This window comes from Chryseobacterium lactis (genome assembly GCF_003815875.1).
Lineage (GTDB): Bacteria > Bacteroidota > Bacteroidia > Flavobacteriales > Weeksellaceae > Chryseobacterium > Chryseobacterium lactis.
The window spans coordinates 795105-814115 of the sequence record NZ_CP033924.1 but is presented as its reverse complement, the minus strand read 5'-3'; the positions used below and the strand labels follow the sequence as shown (position 1 = coordinate 814115).

Sequence of the window (19011 nt, the reverse complement as noted above, 5' to 3'; positions counted from 1 at the left end):
ATGAGTTTATTACATCCATATTACATCATTGCGATGATCTATATGCTGTTTTTCAGTATCCAGGAAGTCTATGGGAAGAAAGTAGATAAAAAATGGTTTTGGTTTCTAGGGATTTATCTCATTATTATTGCCGGGCTTAGAAATGATGTAGGACCCGATTATGGAAGTTACCTTGGGATTTATATCTACTCCGATACGAAGAGCTATTACAGTATCTTTATGAAGATGCTCCATATGCAGGGGCCGGATAATCTGGATGTAGAATGGTTGTATACCTTGATTAATAAAATATTGCTTAATGTTTTTAATGCTCCGTTCTATATCGTCACCCTGATTATTGCCATTTTTGCTATTATTTTTAAAGTTGAATATACGGAAGACAATACCTTTTATCCGTTCACGTTCACACTGTTCATGTTTATTCCCAACTTCTTTGTCGGGGAAAGCGGGCAGATCAGGCAGAATCTCGGAACCTTTATTGTCTACTTTGCCATACGGTATATTAAAGAACGGAAGTTCTGGCATTACCTCTTTTTTATCTTTATAGGATCAGGAATTCACAGTGTCTGTTACTTGTTCCTGCCTATGTATTGGCTGGCCAGAGTTCCCATCAACAAGACGATAATGCTGATCATGATTATTACCTCTATTTTCCTTTCACCATTTGAGGTGTATCGGGTCTTTGGAGATTATTTAAGTGGTATGGCGTCCGAAAGTTCCTTAGTAGAAGGTTTTAACGGGTATATGAATGAAACTGCGCAAAGATTAAACGGGGGTTTTGGAATCCCCGAAGCCATGATGGCCATTCTTACCTTCTTCCTCTTTGTTTTTGATACCAAAATGAAAGAGCTGTATCCTTACTACGAATATCACAGAAACTATGCAGTTATCGGAATCTGCCTCTATTTTATTTTCAGAAATAATCCTATATTTTCCTCGCGATTGGCAGGGGCATTCATTGGGTTCTCCTATATTATTATTCCTAATGCAATGTATGTTGTATCAGGCAGGGTTAAAAACATGATCTATGCCTTTATCATTGCCCTTGTTCTCTTTAATTTTGTTGTCTTTGCAGCATTTAATAATATCAAGTCGGGAAGATTCTCCATTGATCTTTACAGGAATCATATTCTTCCATAAAAAAGGAATATTGAAAATACAAAAGGCATCTTTTAAGGTGCCTTTTTTTTGGATTAAAAATCAAGCAGACACAGTGCTTTTCTGTGATTAAGACTTTTTATTTTTCATTTTTCAGGTTAATATTTGTTCAAATTACCTCTAGAGTTACAAACTCTGTGAGAAATCCTTTAATTTTGCATCAGATTTTTGTGAGTGCATAATGTTTTTATTTTCAATTATTTATAATATAATTTAAATATGTTGTTTTTATTTATAAAATAAATCTCTTTTGGTTGAAGTGGGCTTAAAAGTTGTATTTCTGTAATGACACACTCACAAATCATAAAGTATGAAAAGGTTAGTTGAAAAGTTAGCGGCAGTATTCTGCCTTGTGTCGATGGGTATCTGTTCTAAAGGTAACATACATTTAAAAGAAAGTTTCCCCTCGGTTGGGTATTCACATGGTTTACTGACCATGAAAGATTTGGATTCGGTAGCTAAGCCAACCAATGGGAGTACATCTAAAGTGTTTATTCCGGACTGGAAAAAAGCACCTAACAGCTACATTTTCGATCCCGGACAAAATAGTGAAGGTTTATGGGTTCCGGTAAGAAAAGCTTACGCGATGTGGGAAGGAGGCGGCTACCTCAATGGGACTGGTATTCCTCAGGGAACGGTAACAGCAGATGTGCTATGGGAAGATGTCCATGGGTTGATAAAATCGGGAGCAAATTATGCGCTGGAAGTAGAAGGCTCCGGTCAAAGTGCCAAAATAAAGGTGCCGATTAACAAATCAAAAAAGGGAAATGCCGTAATAGCTCTCAAAGTGAACGGAGAAGTATACTGGAGCTGGCATATCTGGGTAACCGATGATCCTGCCAATGGATCTTCTTATAAAAGTTTTGATAATATTAAAAGAGTAAGATCAGACGGAACAACAGAGCTGATTCCCAATACAGAGTGGCAATGGATGGATCGTAATCTTGGAGCGCTGACCAGTTCTATTACATCTTCCGATTGGAACAGAAGCGGAGGTCTTCTTTATCAATGGGGAAGAAAAGATCCTATACCGCCACTGGTAACAAGAGGGAATGATTTCTATGAAGCCTCAGGATCAATAGGAAGAGTAAGACACAGAGGCGCAAAGAATCTTAACAATGCAGCAAGTATTGATGATCTAAGGAAATTTGTATTATTTTCCAATGCAGAGGTTACTAATAATATCCGACTTTCGGTAAAAAATCCTCTGAGCCTGATCTACGTTAATAAAGACGATAATTCTGGACAGGCCTATTATAATAATAATCTCAATTTGCCGGTCAACTGGTTTGGTAAAACAGCGAGTTTACCAGATAACAGACTCTCAGAATTGAATCTGTGGTCAGATAACGCTCAAGGTGTAATAGATGCAGCTTACAATACGGATGACAGTGCAAAGCCATATCGGGATAAGTCCTCTTATGATCCTTGTCCCAATGGCTGGAGGATACCTTCTATGCTGGTAGCGAATCTGGCTTCTTCGACCTACGTAGACGATGTCAGAATAGATTTTTCACCTTTCGGAGTGAGAACAAATATGGGCAGAAATACCTTTGATGCCAATAAATATAATATCATAAAACCTACTGATGCAGGAGTACCTGGATTTATGACGGGATTTAAAATTTATCCTAACATGGGTTTCGATTTATCCAATGTGGGTGGGTATAATATGGGAATTTTTCCGGGAACAGGTCAATTGATCCGCGGGGCTCATTTAGGGCAATACAGCGATCAGCACCACATTGCTTTATGGACGGCGACCATGGCAAGACAGTTTGATGCAACACCAGCGGTTGGAGTAAGAGGATTATCAATGATTCCTGATAAAACACAGCCGGATATTCCGGATCCAGGCTACCCGGATATCAAAGGGCGTTATTTTTATTTTCCTCTTGCCGGAATGTATACGTCGGATGCCAATGGATGCCGATGTATAAAAGATCCTTTATATGTAGTGAATGACTATGATTTTCCTACTGAATATCTGCCGGCAGCAACAGAATATAAAGAAGGTCTTAATAACCCCAATACCTATCAGATCGTAAAGAGCACATCAGCTTCTGTAATAAATATTCCGGTGAGTAAAGCATTTTCGGTACAAAGTCAGCTGTTGAATAATTCTGAGATACTTAATCCGTCAAATTTTAACAATTTAAAAGCAAATGTCCTTTGGACCACAAATATAGGTTTAATAAGTAAAGTTTCAATAATAAACCCATCTCCGGGCTCTGTTCAAAATCTTGGCAGTTCCCGTATAAATGTTGAAATTGCCCCCAACCAAAGTGGAAATGCTGTAATCACTTTACATAACGGAAGTATTTCTGCTCCGGTCTATTGGAGCTGGCATATTTGGGTAACCGATACTCCGGTTGGAGCTTATACGTATACTACCGAGCCACCCGTTGCCCAGGCTGTAAATTACATGAATTATGTCAACAAAGCAGACGCCGTGTTGCAAACTACCATCATGGATCGAAATTTAGGAGCCACAGATTCTTTCCCATCAGTTGCTAATCCTCTTACCCCTACTGCTTCAGAATTAGCAAGAATACGTGCATCAACAGGACTTCATTACCAATGGGGAAGGAAAGATCCTATACCTACATTTCAGAATGCAGATAACAGAGGCTCTTTTAGCGTGTTTTTGGGAAGTGTATCGGCTAGCGGAACGGTCTCTTACACTACACTTTCACCGGCGGCTTATAATGATCTGGCGGGTAGTTATATAGTTCCTTACAATACATATGCTTCAACATCTAATGTACAGGCAGCAGATAAGCCGAACGATAAAGTCTCCAAAATAATTTCTTATTCCGTTAAAAATCCTTTGGTGTATATGATTCCGAGTGTGTTTGCTCCTTTTAATAGTGCAACTCCCAATTACACTAACGGAACAGACTGGCTGTCAACAGAGCCTAACCTTGCTCCGGAAAGATGGGGAAGAGGAAGTACAAAATCTCCTTTTGACCCTTGTCCTGAAGGCTGGAGAATTCCGGATGTTACAAATGTAGCATTGGTGTCGGGAGCAGACTTTGGGCAGACTCCCTGGTATAAAAAAGATAAAAATATAGCAACTTCTTATAGTGCGATTACTGATTATTCGGGGGTCAGAGTCCGAAATCCCTCTACAACGGCAACGATCGGTTATATGTTTAATGACCCTTCATATCGCGTTGGAAACTATCCTAATTCAGGATCCCGCGGATTCAGAAGTGTAACCGGAAACCAGCCTGCACAAGGAACTTTCAATACCATCAACTTTCAATATCCCGGAGTATGGATGGATGCTTTAAATGCCAACTATATCGGAAGACCTGTAAGCATTCTTTTTGATGCAGCTTCTTCAGCCAATCGGTTTATAGCGTTCCATGATAATAATGATCCGTATTTCGGAATGAATTGCCGATGTGCAAAAATCGAATATGACAGCAATGGTAATGAAGAAGGGCCAGCCTCAAGAATGACTGTAGTATTCAATGATCCTTCGCTAAGTACATCAGAAACAAAGGCTTCGGCTAAGGGAAATAGTATTGAGGTGTATCCGAATCCTGTAGATGGCACTTTGTATATTAAAAGCTCCGGAAATAAGGAATATCAATATCAGATTTACAGCATATCAGGCCAGCTTGTAAAGTCCGGCAAATTTGAAAATAAGCAAACCGACATCTCATCTTTAGTATCAGGGGTCTATGTAATGAGAATAAATAATTCCGAAGCCGTTGTGAAAATTATAAAACGATAAAAGCCTTGAAAAAGGCAGTTAACCAGCAGGATAGAAGCATTTATCCTGCTTTTTTATGACCAAACATATTTTCTGCGTCTATTGCAGTTGATGAAAAATTCTATATTGTTCCCTAAAAATAGAATTATCAGGAGCTAAGGTATACAGTATAAAGGACTTGGTTGTTTAATAAAACCATGTTATAATGTGGTCTAAACGGCTGTATTTGATAAATTAAATAAGGATGACAAAAAGTATATAATAAAAAAGCTTTACTTTTGCAAAAATTTTTAGAATGTCGAAAAATTTAGTAATCGTTGAGTCCCCGGCAAAAGCAAAAACTATTCAGAAATATTTAGGAAAGGATTTTGAAGTGAAATCCAGCTTTGGTCATATCCGTGATCTGCCTAAAAAAGGAATGGGTATAGACCTCGCCACATTTAGTCCTGATTACGAAGTTTCAGCAGACAAAAAGAAATTGGTAACAGAATTAAAAGCCGCTGTAAAGAAAGCCGATATGGTGTGGCTGGCTTCCGATGAAGACCGCGAAGGAGAGGCTATTGCATGGCACCTGGCGGACGAATTGAAGTTGAAGCCGGAAAACAGAAAAAGAATTGTTTTCCACGAGATTACAAAAAACGCCATTCTAAAAGCTATTGATAATCCCAGAGATATTGATCAAAATTTAGTAAACGCTCAACAGGCGAGAAGAGTTTTGGACAGAATCGTAGGTTTTGAAATGTCACCCGTTTTATGGAAAAAAGTAAAACCGGGGTTATCTGCAGGAAGAGTACAGTCTGTAGCGGTACGATTGATTGTAGAAAGAGAAAAAGAAATCCGTGACTTTACTCCAAAAGCAAGCTTCAAATTAGACGGAATCTTCTTAAATAAGACTGAGCAGGAAATTGCTGCTAAACTTAAAAAAGATTTCGAAAAAGAAGAAGACGCAGAAAAATTCCTGGAACAGGCAAAAACTACAGAATTTAAAGTTCTGAATGTTGAAACAAGACCAGGTACACGTTCTGCATCTGCCCCTTTTACAACTTCTACATTACAGCAGGAAGCCTCTTCAAGATTAGGGTATAATGTGACCAATACCATGCGTTTGGCACAGAGACTATATGAGGAAGGGTTTATTACCTACATGAGAACAGACTCGGTAAACCTTTCTCAGGAAGCAATTGAAGGAGCGAAAAAGCAAATTATATCAGAATATGGAGCAGACTATTCTTCTCCAAGAAATTATACTACAAAATCAGCTTCAGCACAGGAAGCTCACGAAGCAATCCGTCCTACGGATTTCGGAGTAAAAAGTATTGGTGACGCTCAGTTGAATAAATTATATCAATTGATCTACAGAAGAACACTTGCTTCTCAGATGTCCAATGCTAAAATCGAAAAAACGGTTATTGAAATTGGAAATGCGTCACTGCCACATCATTTTGAAGCACAGGGAGAAGTTATTATTTTTGATGGTTTCCTGAAAGCTTACGGTATCGTAAAAACAGAGGAAGAGGATGATGAAAACAACGAAAAGTTGTTGCCAAAGGTAAGCGTAGGAGAAATTTTAAATTATAAAACAATCACTGCCACTGAAAAATTCACCAGACCAAGTGCGAGATATACTGAAGCTGGACTGGTAAGAAAACTGGAGGAATTGGGAATCGGTAGACCATCTACTTATGCTCCGACAATTCAGACAATTCAGAACAGAGAATATGTGGACAAGCGTGAGATTGAACCACACACCCGTGAGGTGATTAAAATGTCTCTCGTAAAAGATAAGATTAAAAAAGTTGTCCTTGAAGAGAAATTCGGAGGCGATAAAAATAAATTCATACCTACAGATATCGGTGAGGTCGTAAATGATTTCTTAACCGATAACTTTAGAGAAATCCTAGATTATGGTTTCACCGCAAGAGTAGAAGAAGGTTTTGATGAGATTGCCAACGGTGACCAGAAATGGAAAGAAATGATGACTGATTTCTACTCAAAATTCCATCCGAGAATTGAAGATGTAGAAGAAAATGCAGACCGCGCAACAGGAGACAGACTTTTGGGTGTTGATCCGAAAACCGGTAAAAACGTTCACGCTAGAATCGGTAGATTTGGAGCAATGATCCAGATTGGGGAGACGGATGATGAGGAAAAGCCAACTTTTGCTTCATTGATGACAGGTCAGAATATCGCTACCATCACTTTCGAAGAAGCGATAGAGCTGTTTAAACTACCTTTCGATCTGAATGAATTTGAAGGACAGCCGGTTTCTGTTGGAGTCGGAAGATTTGGACCTTACGTGAAATGGGGTGATACATTCATCAGTATTCCAAAAGGTGAAGATCCTCTTTCTGTTGGTCAGAACCGAGCTGAAGAAATTATTAACGAAAAGAAAAAAGCAGACGCTCCGATCGCAACTTACAAAGGAGAACCCGTAACTAAAGGTTCAGGCAGATTCGGACCGTTCATCAAATACAAAGACATTTTTGTAAACGTTCCGAAGAAATATAACTTCGATAACCTTTCTCAAAGTGATATCAATGAGCTGATAGATGCCAAACTGGAAAAAGAAGCCAACCGATATATTCAGCAATGGGAAAAAGAAAAGATTTCTATTGAAAACGGAAGATGGGGGCCATTCGTTAAATTTGGAAAAGCAATGTTTAAAATTCCAAAGAAAAACGATGATACCAAATACGATGCAGAAGAATTGAAAGACGTTTCACTGGATGACGTAAAAAAATGGATTACCGACCAGGATAAAAATGCCTTCGCAGAGAAGAAAAAACCTGCAGCAAAAAAGACAACCGCTGCGAAGAAAACAACAACAGCAAAGAAACCTGCTGCCAAAAAGAAGTAATATTAAAATAATAATACGAAGCCGTTAACAAATAAGTGTTAACGGCTTTTTTATGAACAAAAGACACCGCGGCCTACCAAGTTGCTGTGGTTTTTTTGTATGTTTGTTAGATCAAGAAATTAATAAATTATCACATTTAAGTAAAATATGGATTTTGAAGACTTTATCATTTCACCAAGAAATTTCAAAACAGAAAGCTGGCAGATTGGAAGTCGGATCACAAAAGATATAAAAGAAGACAGCATTGTTCTGCTATTTATATCAGATTACAGAGGTGCAGGCGGAGAAGCTGAAGTGCAGGATTTCACTGCTGTCAGAAAAGAATTTTACAAACTTTCACAATTGGATTTTGAAATTCCGATTGTTGATCTTGGAGATCTGGTTTCAGGGAAATCTGTGCAGGATACCCATTACATATTACAGGAAGTTTTATCGGCTTGTCACTACAAAAGAGCCCTTCCCGTTATTATCGGAGGCTCCAATGATTTTGCTTTTTCATTATTTTCTACGTTAAATTTCCACCAGAAAAATATAAACTACACACAGATCAGCAATATTATTTCCCTTAAACAAGGGGAGGAAATTAATGAGCATACGTTTCTCAGTAAAATGTTTGGTGCCAAGAATTTTTCTATTAAAAACTATCACCACCTGGGTTATCAGAAGCATTTGAACGAAATGGATTCTATCCGGCTGATTAAAGAAGTGGAATTTGATATCATCCGTCTTGCTGAAATGATGAATTCCACAGAAAAAACGGAACCGTTCTTCAGAAAAGCAGATCTTGTGACAGTAAATTGTGACGCGATAGAAAGCTTTAGTGAACCTTTCTCCATGAATCCACAGGTAAATGGCTTGAATAGAAGAGAGATTTGTGCTTACATGAAAGAAATTGGTTTGAGTGAAAATCTGAAATCCGTAGGGATTTTTAATTATAATATTTATTCGGAAAATCAACTGAACCATCAGCTTTTAGCACAAATGCTCTGGTATCTGATCGAAGGAATCAACATCCAACGTTCACATCCGAAGGAAAGGCATTATGAATTGTTTTATGTTCTGGTTGATGACAGGCAATATGCATTCAGGCGTGATACTTTCAGCAATTTGTGGTATTTTGGTGATGATGAAAATATAGAAAACTGTATTCCATGCTCAAGGAAAGACTTTGATGAAGCTAAGAAAGGCTGGCTGAATGCACGATTTACGAAAATTTAATGTATGACAAACGTTCCCTCAAAAGTTTCCATCATTGTTCCTGTTTATAATGTCGAAAATTATTTGGCAAAATGCCTTGATTCTCTGATTAATCAAACCCTTGGAAATATTGAAATTCTTGTGGTGAATGATGGAAGCAAAGACCGTTCTGAAGAGATCATTAAAAATTACAGTCAAAAATATCCTGAGAAAATCAAAGCTTTTACCAAAGAAAATGGCGGATTAAGTGATGCTAGGAATTTTGGAATTGATAGAGCTACAGGAGATTACATAGGTTTTGTAGACAGCGATGATTATGTTACAGAAACAATGTTTGAAGAAATGCTCTTTCTCGCAGAAAAATACCATGCGAAAATGGTGATTTCAAATATTCAAAAAGTGAATGAACATGGGCAGGTGACTCAAAAGCTCACCCAGATTCCCAATTTGCCGGAAAAAATTGAATTAAATGATCATTTTTCTGTTTTTTCAGATCTTAGCTATTTTGCCTGTAACAAATTATTCAGAAAAGATCTTTTTCAGGATAAAAGGTTTAAAAAAGGAGTCCATTTTGAGGATATTCAACTCATTCCACAACTCTTATTGGAATGTGACACCATTGCCCAGACACAGAATTTTCATTACCAATACCTTGAGCGGACCGATTCTATCTCAAAGACCCATACCGAAAAAGGACTGGATATTCTAAAGGCCGTAGAAGATGTAGAGAAAATATTTGAAAAATCTAAATATGCTCACAAAAGAAAAGAACTGAAAAATTTTCAGATTTTTGAAGGAGTTTATTCTTTTCTGGCCTATCTGGCGTTTGTAAAAAAACAAGAAACTTTTTTTGAAATGGCTGATCAATTGGACGTTTTCATGAAAGAAAGACAAATAAAAATTCAAGATATATTGAACTATAGTCGTTTTGGTAAAAATTATCTTTTATATTTGCCACTGAAAAAAAAGATTTTTTATCTGTTATTTTTTGCAGGGCAAAAGAGATTGATAAGAAAATTGATGTAAACACAAATGTAAGTACTATTGTTTCGATAGGTAACATATGATGCTTCTGTAGCGGTATTGTACGTTTTTTTACGAAACATACAAGAGTACTGGATAAGAAAAAAATGAAAAATTTTGAATTGTTCTTAAGCGAATCGGGAATCTCTATTTTCTATGTGAAAATAGGGTTTGGCTTTGTATTCTCGTTTTTAATTACTTTTTTCTCTATTCCTACCATTGTAAAGATTTCACGAAGAAAAAATCTGATGGACGAGCCGGGAATAAGAAGTTCTCACCTCAGAAAAATTCCAAATCTGGGCGGTATAGCCATCTTTTATTCAATAGGAATCTGTGCTTCTATTTTTGCCTATGAGCTATTTGACCTCTATAAGTTTTTATTTGCATCATTGATTATCCTCCTGTATGTAGGAGTGATGGATGATATTGTAGTCATGAGGGCCTATAAAAAGCTCGTGGCACAGATTATCGTGTCCTCATTGGTCGTTATTGGCTCAGATATCAGGATCAGAAGCTTATTTGGGATATTCGGAATATATGAACTCGGGTATTTTGTGAGTGTTCTGTTCAGTATCATTACTTTTATTATTCTCATCAATGCATTCAATCTTATTGATGGGATAGATGGTCTTGCGGGGGGATATTCTATTATTTGCAGTGCTTTGTTTGGTATAAGCTATTACAGATTAGGTGAATATAATTATCCGTTGGTGGTTCTTTCCGTTGTCATTATCGGAACTGTGCTGGCATTTTTATACTATAATCTTTCACATTACAGAACCAATAAAATATTTATGGGGGATACAGGTTCTATGTTACTGGGCTTTTTGCTGGCATTTACCTCTATTTGTTTCATTGATATTTTTATTGATAAAAAGCTTGCCGGCGTACCAAGATATCACCTGCAGTCTGCACCTGCCGTTGCCGTTGCTATTTTGATTTTGCCTATTGTAGATACGTTGAATGTGATCTTTGTAAGGCTTTACAATAAAAAATCACCATTTGATGCCGATAAAAATCACATCCATCACAAACTTCTGAAGCTTGATCTTACACACAGAAGATCCACATTTTATATTATTCTTTATTATTTAATGATTGTGGGGATTGCTTATTATTTAAGACATATGAACATCAACCTGTTGTTATTGGTCATTATTTTATTAGGCTTTTTCGGTGCTTACCTGCCGGATTTTGTATATCGATTAAGAAATAACAAAAATTAACAATTAAATATTACTTTTGTAAACAATATTCAAATATGATGAAGAACTTTAAGTATTTATTTTTAATATTACCTTTTTTACTTACCTCATGCATTACTACAAAGGATGTAAGATACTTACAGCCGAGTGAAAGTCTTGTCATTAACGAAGAAGGTCTTGTTCCCTACAATATTCCTGTGTACAGGATTACAAAAAACGATTTACTTAACCTTAATATTGTAACGACTCCCAAAGGAGATGCTGCACAGTTCTATTCTTCCTACAATACATCAGGAGGTGTTGGCGGATCTTCGGCAAACGCTGCAATGGCGGGAGGAAGAGTCGGGAGTACCGGTGGTGCAAGTTTCGGAGGAAACATCAACTTTTATTTTAATGGATTGAAAGTTGACAGCAATGGAGATGTTAATGTTTTCGGAATAGGCTACATAAAAGCCGAAGGAAGAACATTGGATGATGTAACAAAGGAAATCCAGACTAAGGTTAATGAAAACTTCCAGGAAGGAAAATCTGAAGTAAGATTAAACACCGACGGAATCACATACTACATCCTTGGTGACGTAGAATCTACCGGCTTATCCGGAGAAAAAGTGGCCCATAAAAATACCCTTACGATTACCGAAGCTCTGGCCATTAATGGAGGTTTGAACAGAACAATCGACAGAAAAGACGTTGTAATTCACAGAAAACTGCCGGAAGGAATCAAAATCGTCAGAATAGATCTCACCCGCGAAGATCTGATGAACTCTCCTTATTATTACTTACAAAATGGGGATGAAATCTATCTTAACACAAGAAAGAAAAGCTTGAACGGATTCGGAAAAGATCCTATTCAGACGCTACTTACCAGTGTAACGGCGATTACAACGGCATTAACATTATACACAATCCTACAAAGACTTTAATCCGTATGATTCCAGGAAAAGATACACAAGTAGGAAAAAGCGAAACCCAGAAAGAAAAGTACGGGGCATTTGCATTGTTTGATATAGAACATTTTTTAAGAAGAATACTTAAGAACTGGTATTGGTTTGTTTTTATGTTATTTATTGGTTACGCCATTTCTTGGGTGTACAGTAAATATTATGCACAAAATGTATATGCTTCAGACCTGTCTTTAAGTATATCCAATAATACTTCCAGTTACTTCACTCCTAACCAGTCTATTAACTTTATCTGGGGACAAGGAGGGAATCAGGATGGAGTATATTTAAAGAAGATGCTTCTTTCGAGATCTCATAATGAGTTCTTGGTTAAAGAACTTGGTCTTTATTTGAATTATTCTACCAAAGGAATGATCAAGTCCACTTATCTGGATAAATATGACTCTCCTGTATTTGTTGAAATTGATAAAAAACACCTTCAACAGGTTAATTATCCTATCACATTATTGCCAAAAAGTAATGGAAGTTATGAAGTGTCATTGCCGGAAGAGGGGCAATCTACTAGTTTGTATAGCTATGAATCTGAAGGTTTTCAGAACATCAATGTCTACAACAGGCCTCCAAATAAGATCATTAAGGTTAATGAGTGGTATACTACTCCTAACCTGAGGTTTAAGTTGGTTCAAAATCCGGGTACGCCTACAATAAAATTAGATAATATTATTGTCAATCTGAGTGCTGTTAATCAAAGTGTAAATGATATTGTATCAACCATAGGTGTGGATTTCGATAAAGAGATTTCTACGATTATGATTATCAGCAAAAAAGGATATAATCTTAACAGTACGGTAAGCTTTCTTAATAAATCAGTAGCAGAGCTGCAGAAAAAGAGACTTGAAGATAAGAACGTTGTCAATAGAAACACTGAAACGTATCTGCAAGGTAATCTTGATATTATACGAAGAAAGCTTGATTCCAGTGCAGCAGTACTGAACTATCTGAAGACTTCAGAAAAACTTTATAATATTAAAGACAGGGATGAGAAATCTTTAGATAGGATTAAAGAGCTTGAAGCAAAAAAAGCAGATATCGTAAGCAAAATCAGCTCACTGAATAACATCAAAAATACGCTGCAGTCTCAGAATTTTGATAAAATGATCGCTACCAATGCAGCAGGGTTCGAAGATGGTTTCTTCTCTGCTTCCGTTACAGAGCTTAAAGCATTGTATACGAAAAGAGCAGAGATGGCACAGATCTACAAACCAAATTCTGAGCCGATAAAAGAGGTGAACAGACTGATCAATGAAGCAAGAACAGGATCTTTCAACAGCTTGAAAAATTATTATACCAAGTATTATGATGATATTAACAAAATAGATCGTCAGGTATCAGATGCAAATCTTGATTTGTCTTCATTCCCTGAAAAGCAAAGGAAATATCTGGATGCTGAAAGAGGATATAATATGATAGAAGCTACTTATAACAGTCTTTTGGGAAGACAGAACGAAACCCAATTGAACGTAGCAACGAATCAGTCTGATATTACAGTCATTGACCCTGCCAAGAATTTGGGACAACATCCGATCAGTCCTAATATAAAGATGGCTAAAATAGGTATTATATCAGGAATGTTGTTGTTACCGGTCTTATTCATTTTAATCGGTGAGTTACTTGATAATAAAATCAGAAATATTAAAGAATTGCTTGGTGCTACGAAAATTCCGCTTCTCGGGGTTATCGGAAACAATAACAATGAAAATATGCTTACTGTACTTGAGCAGCCAAAATCATCTGTATCAGAAGCCTTTAGAGGAATAAGAGCCAGTGTACGGTTCCTGATGGATAACCAGGAAGAAAAAGGGAAGGTGATATTGATTACATCATCCATTGGTGGTGAAGGAAAAACGTACATTTCCATTAATTTGGCTTCCGTATTGGGATTAAGTGATAAAAAAACTATCCTGTTGGGAATGGACCTTAGAAAACCTAAGATTTTTGGAGATTTTAAAATTGATAATAAATATGGAATTTCAAATTACCTGACAGGAGAAGTTGGAATAGATCAGATTATTAACAAAACAAATATCCCTAATCTGGATGTTGCGACATCAGGTCCGATTCCTCCAAATCCTTCTGAACTTTTAATGAGCCAGAGAAATATTAATTTTATAGAAGAATTGAAAGAAAAATATGATTTTATTATCATAGATTCGCCACCTGTTGGGTTGGTAGCAGATTCTTACGAATTAATGAAGTATTCTGATGCTAATATATATGTCGTTCGTCACGAGTATACTGAAAAGTATATGCTGAAAATGATTACCGAAAAGTATCATAACAACGAAATTGAACACTTGGGTCTTATTTATAATGACTATAACATTAAACAAGGCTATGGTTACGGGTATGGATATGGGTATGGCTACGGCTATGGATATTTTGATGAAGATAAAAATTATAAAGAACCTCTGTTGATCAGAATCAGAAATAGAGTTCAGACGATATTTAATAAAAAATAGAGCTTTAAACCCTCATTTATTGGGGGTTTTTTCATACTTTGTCGGTTTTCAATCTATGAAAAAAAGAATATTTTTGCCACTTTGCCGTTTACTTTATAACAAATTATGTTTTTTTGTTTATTTTTAACTAAACATTAAGATTATCATTAATATAAAAATGTTTTATATTTGCAAAAATTAAATTTTAAAATAACCATAAATCCGTATTCTTTTATGAATAAAAAATTATTGTTTAGCTTCCTTGCCTTCCTCGGAGTGGTAAGTGTTAAGGCACAAAGAAACGAATTGGGAGTTCGTCTAGGTATGAGTAACCTAGTGGGAGATGTAGGAAGGACAAATTATATTTTACAAAAGCCGTTGGATTTAAGCAGAATGTCAGATTGGGGAATCCCATTTTACGGAGGGGTGTTATATAGATTTAATTTTAACCCGCATCAGACAATTAGATTGGATCTTGGATATAACCAGATTCAGTTTAGTGATAAAGCTGCGAAAGAAGAATATAGAAGAAATAGAAACTCATATGGGAAAAACAATGTATATGAGGCAAGTTTAATGTTTGAATATAACTTTTTCCCGGTAAATAATGAGCAGATAAGTATGGTAAGCCCATATATTTTTGGAGGTATTGGTGCCTTAATGTTTGATGCACCGAAAGCAAATCTGGTAAATGATTTTAGAAGAGATGCGGATGGGGTAGCTCAGGCTCCGATTAATGAACTGGATTTTAAAACCACAACAGAATATTCATTAGGAAAGAAAGTAACCATGCATATTCCTTTTGGAGTAGGTTTGAAATATAAATTTAACCATACCTGGGCAATATTTGCAGAAGCTACATTTAGATATACTTTGACAGATCAGTTGGATCATAGTCAGATATTATCTAAAGATGTAAAGACTTCATTTAATGCAGATATTTTAGACCCTGTTACTGGTGGCTCATTACTGCAGTCCGGCAATTATTATGCGGTGGCTAAAGAAAGAGAAAATGAGTTTGTGAACAAGAGAAATATTGGAGATACTAATTCTAAAGACTGGATGAATACTTTCAGCTTAGGATTAACTTTCTCGTTTGGAAGACCTCCATGTTATTGTGATTAATTAATATGTCGTTGATTAAAGATAAAATAGATTCTGAGAATTTACCAAAGCACGTGGCTATCATTATGGATGGCAATGGAAGATGGGCAAAATCTCGTGGCGAAGAAAGAACTTTCGGTCACAAAAATGCCATTAATGCTGTAAGAAATGCTATTAATGCTTGTAATGAGGTCAATATCCCTTATTTAACATTGTATACGTTCTCTTCAGAAAACTGGAGTCGTCCGGCCGAAGAAGTGAATACCCTCATGAATCTGCTTGTGGAGACCTTACTGCTGGAAGCAGAAGAGATTTTCAGCAAAGGATTGAGAATGCATGTCATAGGGAACCTGGAAAAACTGCCCTCTTTAGTAAGAGATCAGTTGCTGCGGGTGGTAGAACTCACAAAAGAAAACACAAAAGGAAACCTTGTATTGGCAATAAGCTATGGCTCACAAAATGAAATACTGAATGCCGTAAAAAATATAAGTTCGGATGTAAAAGAAGGGAAGGTGGATGTTGAGAATATTGATGAGAAACTATTCGAAAACTATCTTTATACCAAAGATTTTCCTCCCGTAGATTTACTAATCAGAACAAGTGGCGAAATAAGAATAAGTAATTTCCTTCTTTGGCAGATTGCTTATGCCGAATTACAGTTTTTAAATGTCTTGTGGCCCGATTTCACCAAAGATATCTTCTTCCAATGTATTGTTGATTATCAAAACAAAGAAAGAAGATACGGATTAACCGGAGAACAGCTACAAGGCCAATAATTTTTAAGAAAAGAAAGACTCGATAAAATGAAGTTTAGACTATTACCCATCATTATGTTTGCTGCTTCTGCACATTTTTATGGACAAGTTACTCCACAGGACAGCACAAAGGTAAGTAATGCTGTACACGCAGAAAATGAAGTAGGCACTTATACACTTAAGGACATTGTTGTGGATGGGGTAAAAAAATACACACCAGCCCAGATCTTAAGATTTACAGGCTTAGCCAAGGGAGAAAGTGTAGACATTCCGGGGCAAAAAATCAGTAATGCTGTTAAAAAGCTTTGGGATACTCAATCTTTTTCTGAAGTTGAAGTATACGTTCAAAGTATCGACGGCCAGACTGTAGTTCTGAGATTCTACCTTCAAGACCTGAAAGAACTTGGAGAAGTGAAATTCACTGGAAAAGGGATTGGTAAGTCTAAAAGCGAAAAGCTTGCTAAAGACAATAATCTGAAACCTGGAACCAAGATTACCCAAAATTTAGTGTCAAGTCTTAAAACAAATGTCCCTAAAGACTACATTAAAAAAGGTTTTGCAGACGCTAAAATCACTATCCAGGATAAGATAAATGCAGGAGATCCTGCTTTAGTAGACTGGACGATCAACGTAGATAAGGGGAAAAGAATTAAGATCGATCATATCGAATTTGAAGGAAATCAAAGCGTTACTGACAGTAAGCTTAGAAATAAAGCCTTTAAAGAAACTAAGCAAAAACGTTTCGGTATTGGTGGAATTCTAAAATCTTCAAAATTTATCGAGGAAAAATATCAGGAAGACAAGCAAAGTCTTGTTAACTATTATAACTCATTGGGATATAGAGACGCTAAGATCGTTTCAGATTCCGTTTGGAGAAACAAAAAGAACAACTATGAGATCAATGTAAAATTGAACGAAGGTAAAAAGTATTATATCGGAGACATTACATTCACCGGAAATACAGTGTACCCTACAGAATATTTACAGAGATTATTAGGATATAAGAAGGGAGATATTTACGATGCCGTAGGATTCAACAAAAAAGTTGGTGAAGACGGAGGTAAAGAAGATGACTCCGATATCAAGTCCGTTTATATGAACAACGGTTACCTTTTCTCTAATGTGACGCCAGTAGAAAAATCGGTATCGGGAGATGCCGTAAATCTGGAAGTTAGAATTACAGAAGGAGAACAGGCTACCTGGAATAAAGTAACCTGGCAGGGAAATACAACTACCCATGACCACGTTATCTTAAGAGCATTAAGAACAAAACCTGGAGAACTATTTAAGAAGACCGAGATAAAGAGAACTTATTTTGATTTAGCAGGGATGTCTTTCTTTGATCCACAACAGATCGGACAAGATATTCAGCCGAATCAGCAAGATAATACCGTGGACCTTAACTGGAAGCTTGTAGAAAAAGGATCCTCTCAGGTGCAGTTACAGGCTGGTTACGGTGGTAATAGCTTTATCGGTACTTTAGGGTTAACGTTTAATAACTTCTCGTTAAGAAACTTCCTTAAATTTAAAGACTTCAAACCTGTACCACAAGGAGATGGGCAAACTTTCTCTATCCAGGTTCAGGCAGGACAGTATTTCCAAAACTATGGGGTATCATTTACAGAACCTTGGTTGTTTGGAACAAGAGCAACAGCACTTTCTGTAAGTTTGAACAACTCAAGAGTAAAATATTCCGATGCATATGGAGGTTCTCAAAAACTTAACATATTCTCGGCATCAGTTGGTCTAAACAGATTATTGAATTGGCCGGATGACTATTTCTCACTTTACACTGGGATACAGTTCCAAAAGTATGACTTTAATAACTATCCGTTCCAGTTTGGTGATACTACAGAATATAACGGAAATGCGAATAACTTTAGTATCAATTTAGGATTAAGCAGAAACTCTGCCGGGATAGATCCAATCTTCCCTACAGTAGGTTCAAATATTGAACTTTCGGCAAAGCTGACACCTCCATATTCATTATTTAGCAACAAAGACTACTCTAACATGTCACAAGTTGATAAATACAAGTGGATGGAGTTCTATAAAATTAAGTTTAAAGCAGACGTATATAATGAAATCGTTGGGAAACTTGTGTTGAGATCTTCTGCTGAGATGGGATTCATGGACGGCTATAATAAACAATTGGGAGCTCCGCCTTTTGAAAGATTCTATGTTGGAGGTACCGGTTTATTTGGAGGTAGATACGATGGTAGAGAATTGATTCCTTTGAGAGGATATGAAAATGCCAGCACATATGGAGGTGAAGACACAGATATTACTCAAAAAGGAGGAGGAACAATCTACAACAGATTTACCTTAGAACTTAGATATCCAATTTCGATGAACCAGACAGCCAAAATTTATGCATTAACTTTTGCTGAAGGAGGTAACGTTTGGAATTCTTGGGGAAATTATAACCCATTCCAGTTAAAGAGATCAGTCGGAATCGGAGTTAGAGTTTATATGGGAGCATTTGGATTGATTGGATTTGACTTTGCATACGGATTTGATAAAACACTCGGAGGAAATCCATCCGGATGGAGAAACCACTTCTTGATGAACCAATCACTATAATTATA

General features: G+C 36.6%; 11 protein-coding genes. All 11 read left to right on the top strand.

Features of this window, described 5'->3' with window-relative positions; translation table 11 throughout:
* The 11 genes from EG342_RS03430 to bamA all read left to right on the top strand — a co-directional run bounded on the left by EG342_RS03430 (position 1) and on the right by bamA (position 19006).
* Positions 1–1140, top strand: coding sequence for an EpsG family protein (locus tag EG342_RS03430; protein ID WP_246008727.1), 1140 nt, complete (start codon positions 1–3; stop codon positions 1138–1140).
* Between the two features lie 328 nt (positions 1141–1468).
* Positions 1469–4903, top strand: coding sequence for a T9SS type A sorting domain-containing protein (locus EG342_RS03425; RefSeq protein WP_103288419.1), 3435 nt, complete (start codon positions 1469–1471; stop codon positions 4901–4903).
* Between the two features lie 274 nt (positions 4904–5177).
* Complete coding sequence (topA, locus tag EG342_RS03420; protein ID WP_103288418.1) at positions 5178–7739, top strand: type I DNA topoisomerase; 2562 nt, start codon at positions 5178–5180, stop codon at positions 7737–7739.
* A gap of 147 nt (positions 7740–7886) precedes the next feature.
* Positions 7887–8957, top strand: coding sequence for a formimidoylglutamase (locus EG342_RS03415; RefSeq protein WP_103288417.1), 1071 nt, complete (start codon positions 7887–7889; stop codon positions 8955–8957).
* Between the two features lie 3 nt (positions 8958–8960).
* Positions 8961–9962 (top strand): glycosyltransferase family 2 protein, encoded by a 1002-nt coding sequence (locus EG342_RS03410; RefSeq protein ID WP_103288416.1) that lies wholly within the window; start codon positions 8961–8963, stop codon positions 9960–9962.
* Between the two features lie 104 nt (positions 9963–10066).
* Complete coding sequence (locus tag EG342_RS03405) at positions 10067–11185, top strand: glycosyltransferase family 4 protein (protein ID WP_103288415.1); 1119 nt, start codon at positions 10067–10069, stop codon at positions 11183–11185.
* A 35-nt stretch (positions 11186–11220) separates the two neighbouring features.
* Positions 11221–12087, top strand: coding sequence for a polysaccharide biosynthesis/export family protein (locus EG342_RS03400; protein ID WP_103288414.1), 867 nt, complete (start codon positions 11221–11223; stop codon positions 12085–12087).
* 5 nt (positions 12088–12092) lie between these two features.
* Entirely contained in the window at positions 12093–14585 is a 2493-nt protein-coding gene (locus tag EG342_RS03395; protein WP_103288413.1) for an exopolysaccharide transport family protein, read from the top strand.
* A gap of 213 nt (positions 14586–14798) precedes the next feature.
* A complete protein-coding gene (porG, locus tag EG342_RS03390) occupies positions 14799–15689 on the top strand; it encodes a type IX secretion system protein PorG (RefSeq protein ID WP_103288412.1) in 891 nt (296 codons plus the stop codon).
* Between the two features lie 5 nt (positions 15690–15694).
* Positions 15695–16444 (top strand): isoprenyl transferase, encoded by a 750-nt coding sequence (locus tag EG342_RS03385; RefSeq protein ID WP_103288411.1) that lies wholly within the window; start codon positions 15695–15697, stop codon positions 16442–16444.
* A gap of 27 nt (positions 16445–16471) precedes the next feature.
* Positions 16472–19006, top strand: a complete 2535-nt coding sequence (gene bamA / locus EG342_RS03380; RefSeq protein ID WP_103288410.1) for an outer membrane protein assembly factor BamA — start codon at positions 16472–16474, stop codon at positions 19004–19006.
* Positions 19007–19011: the final 5 nt, after the last annotated feature.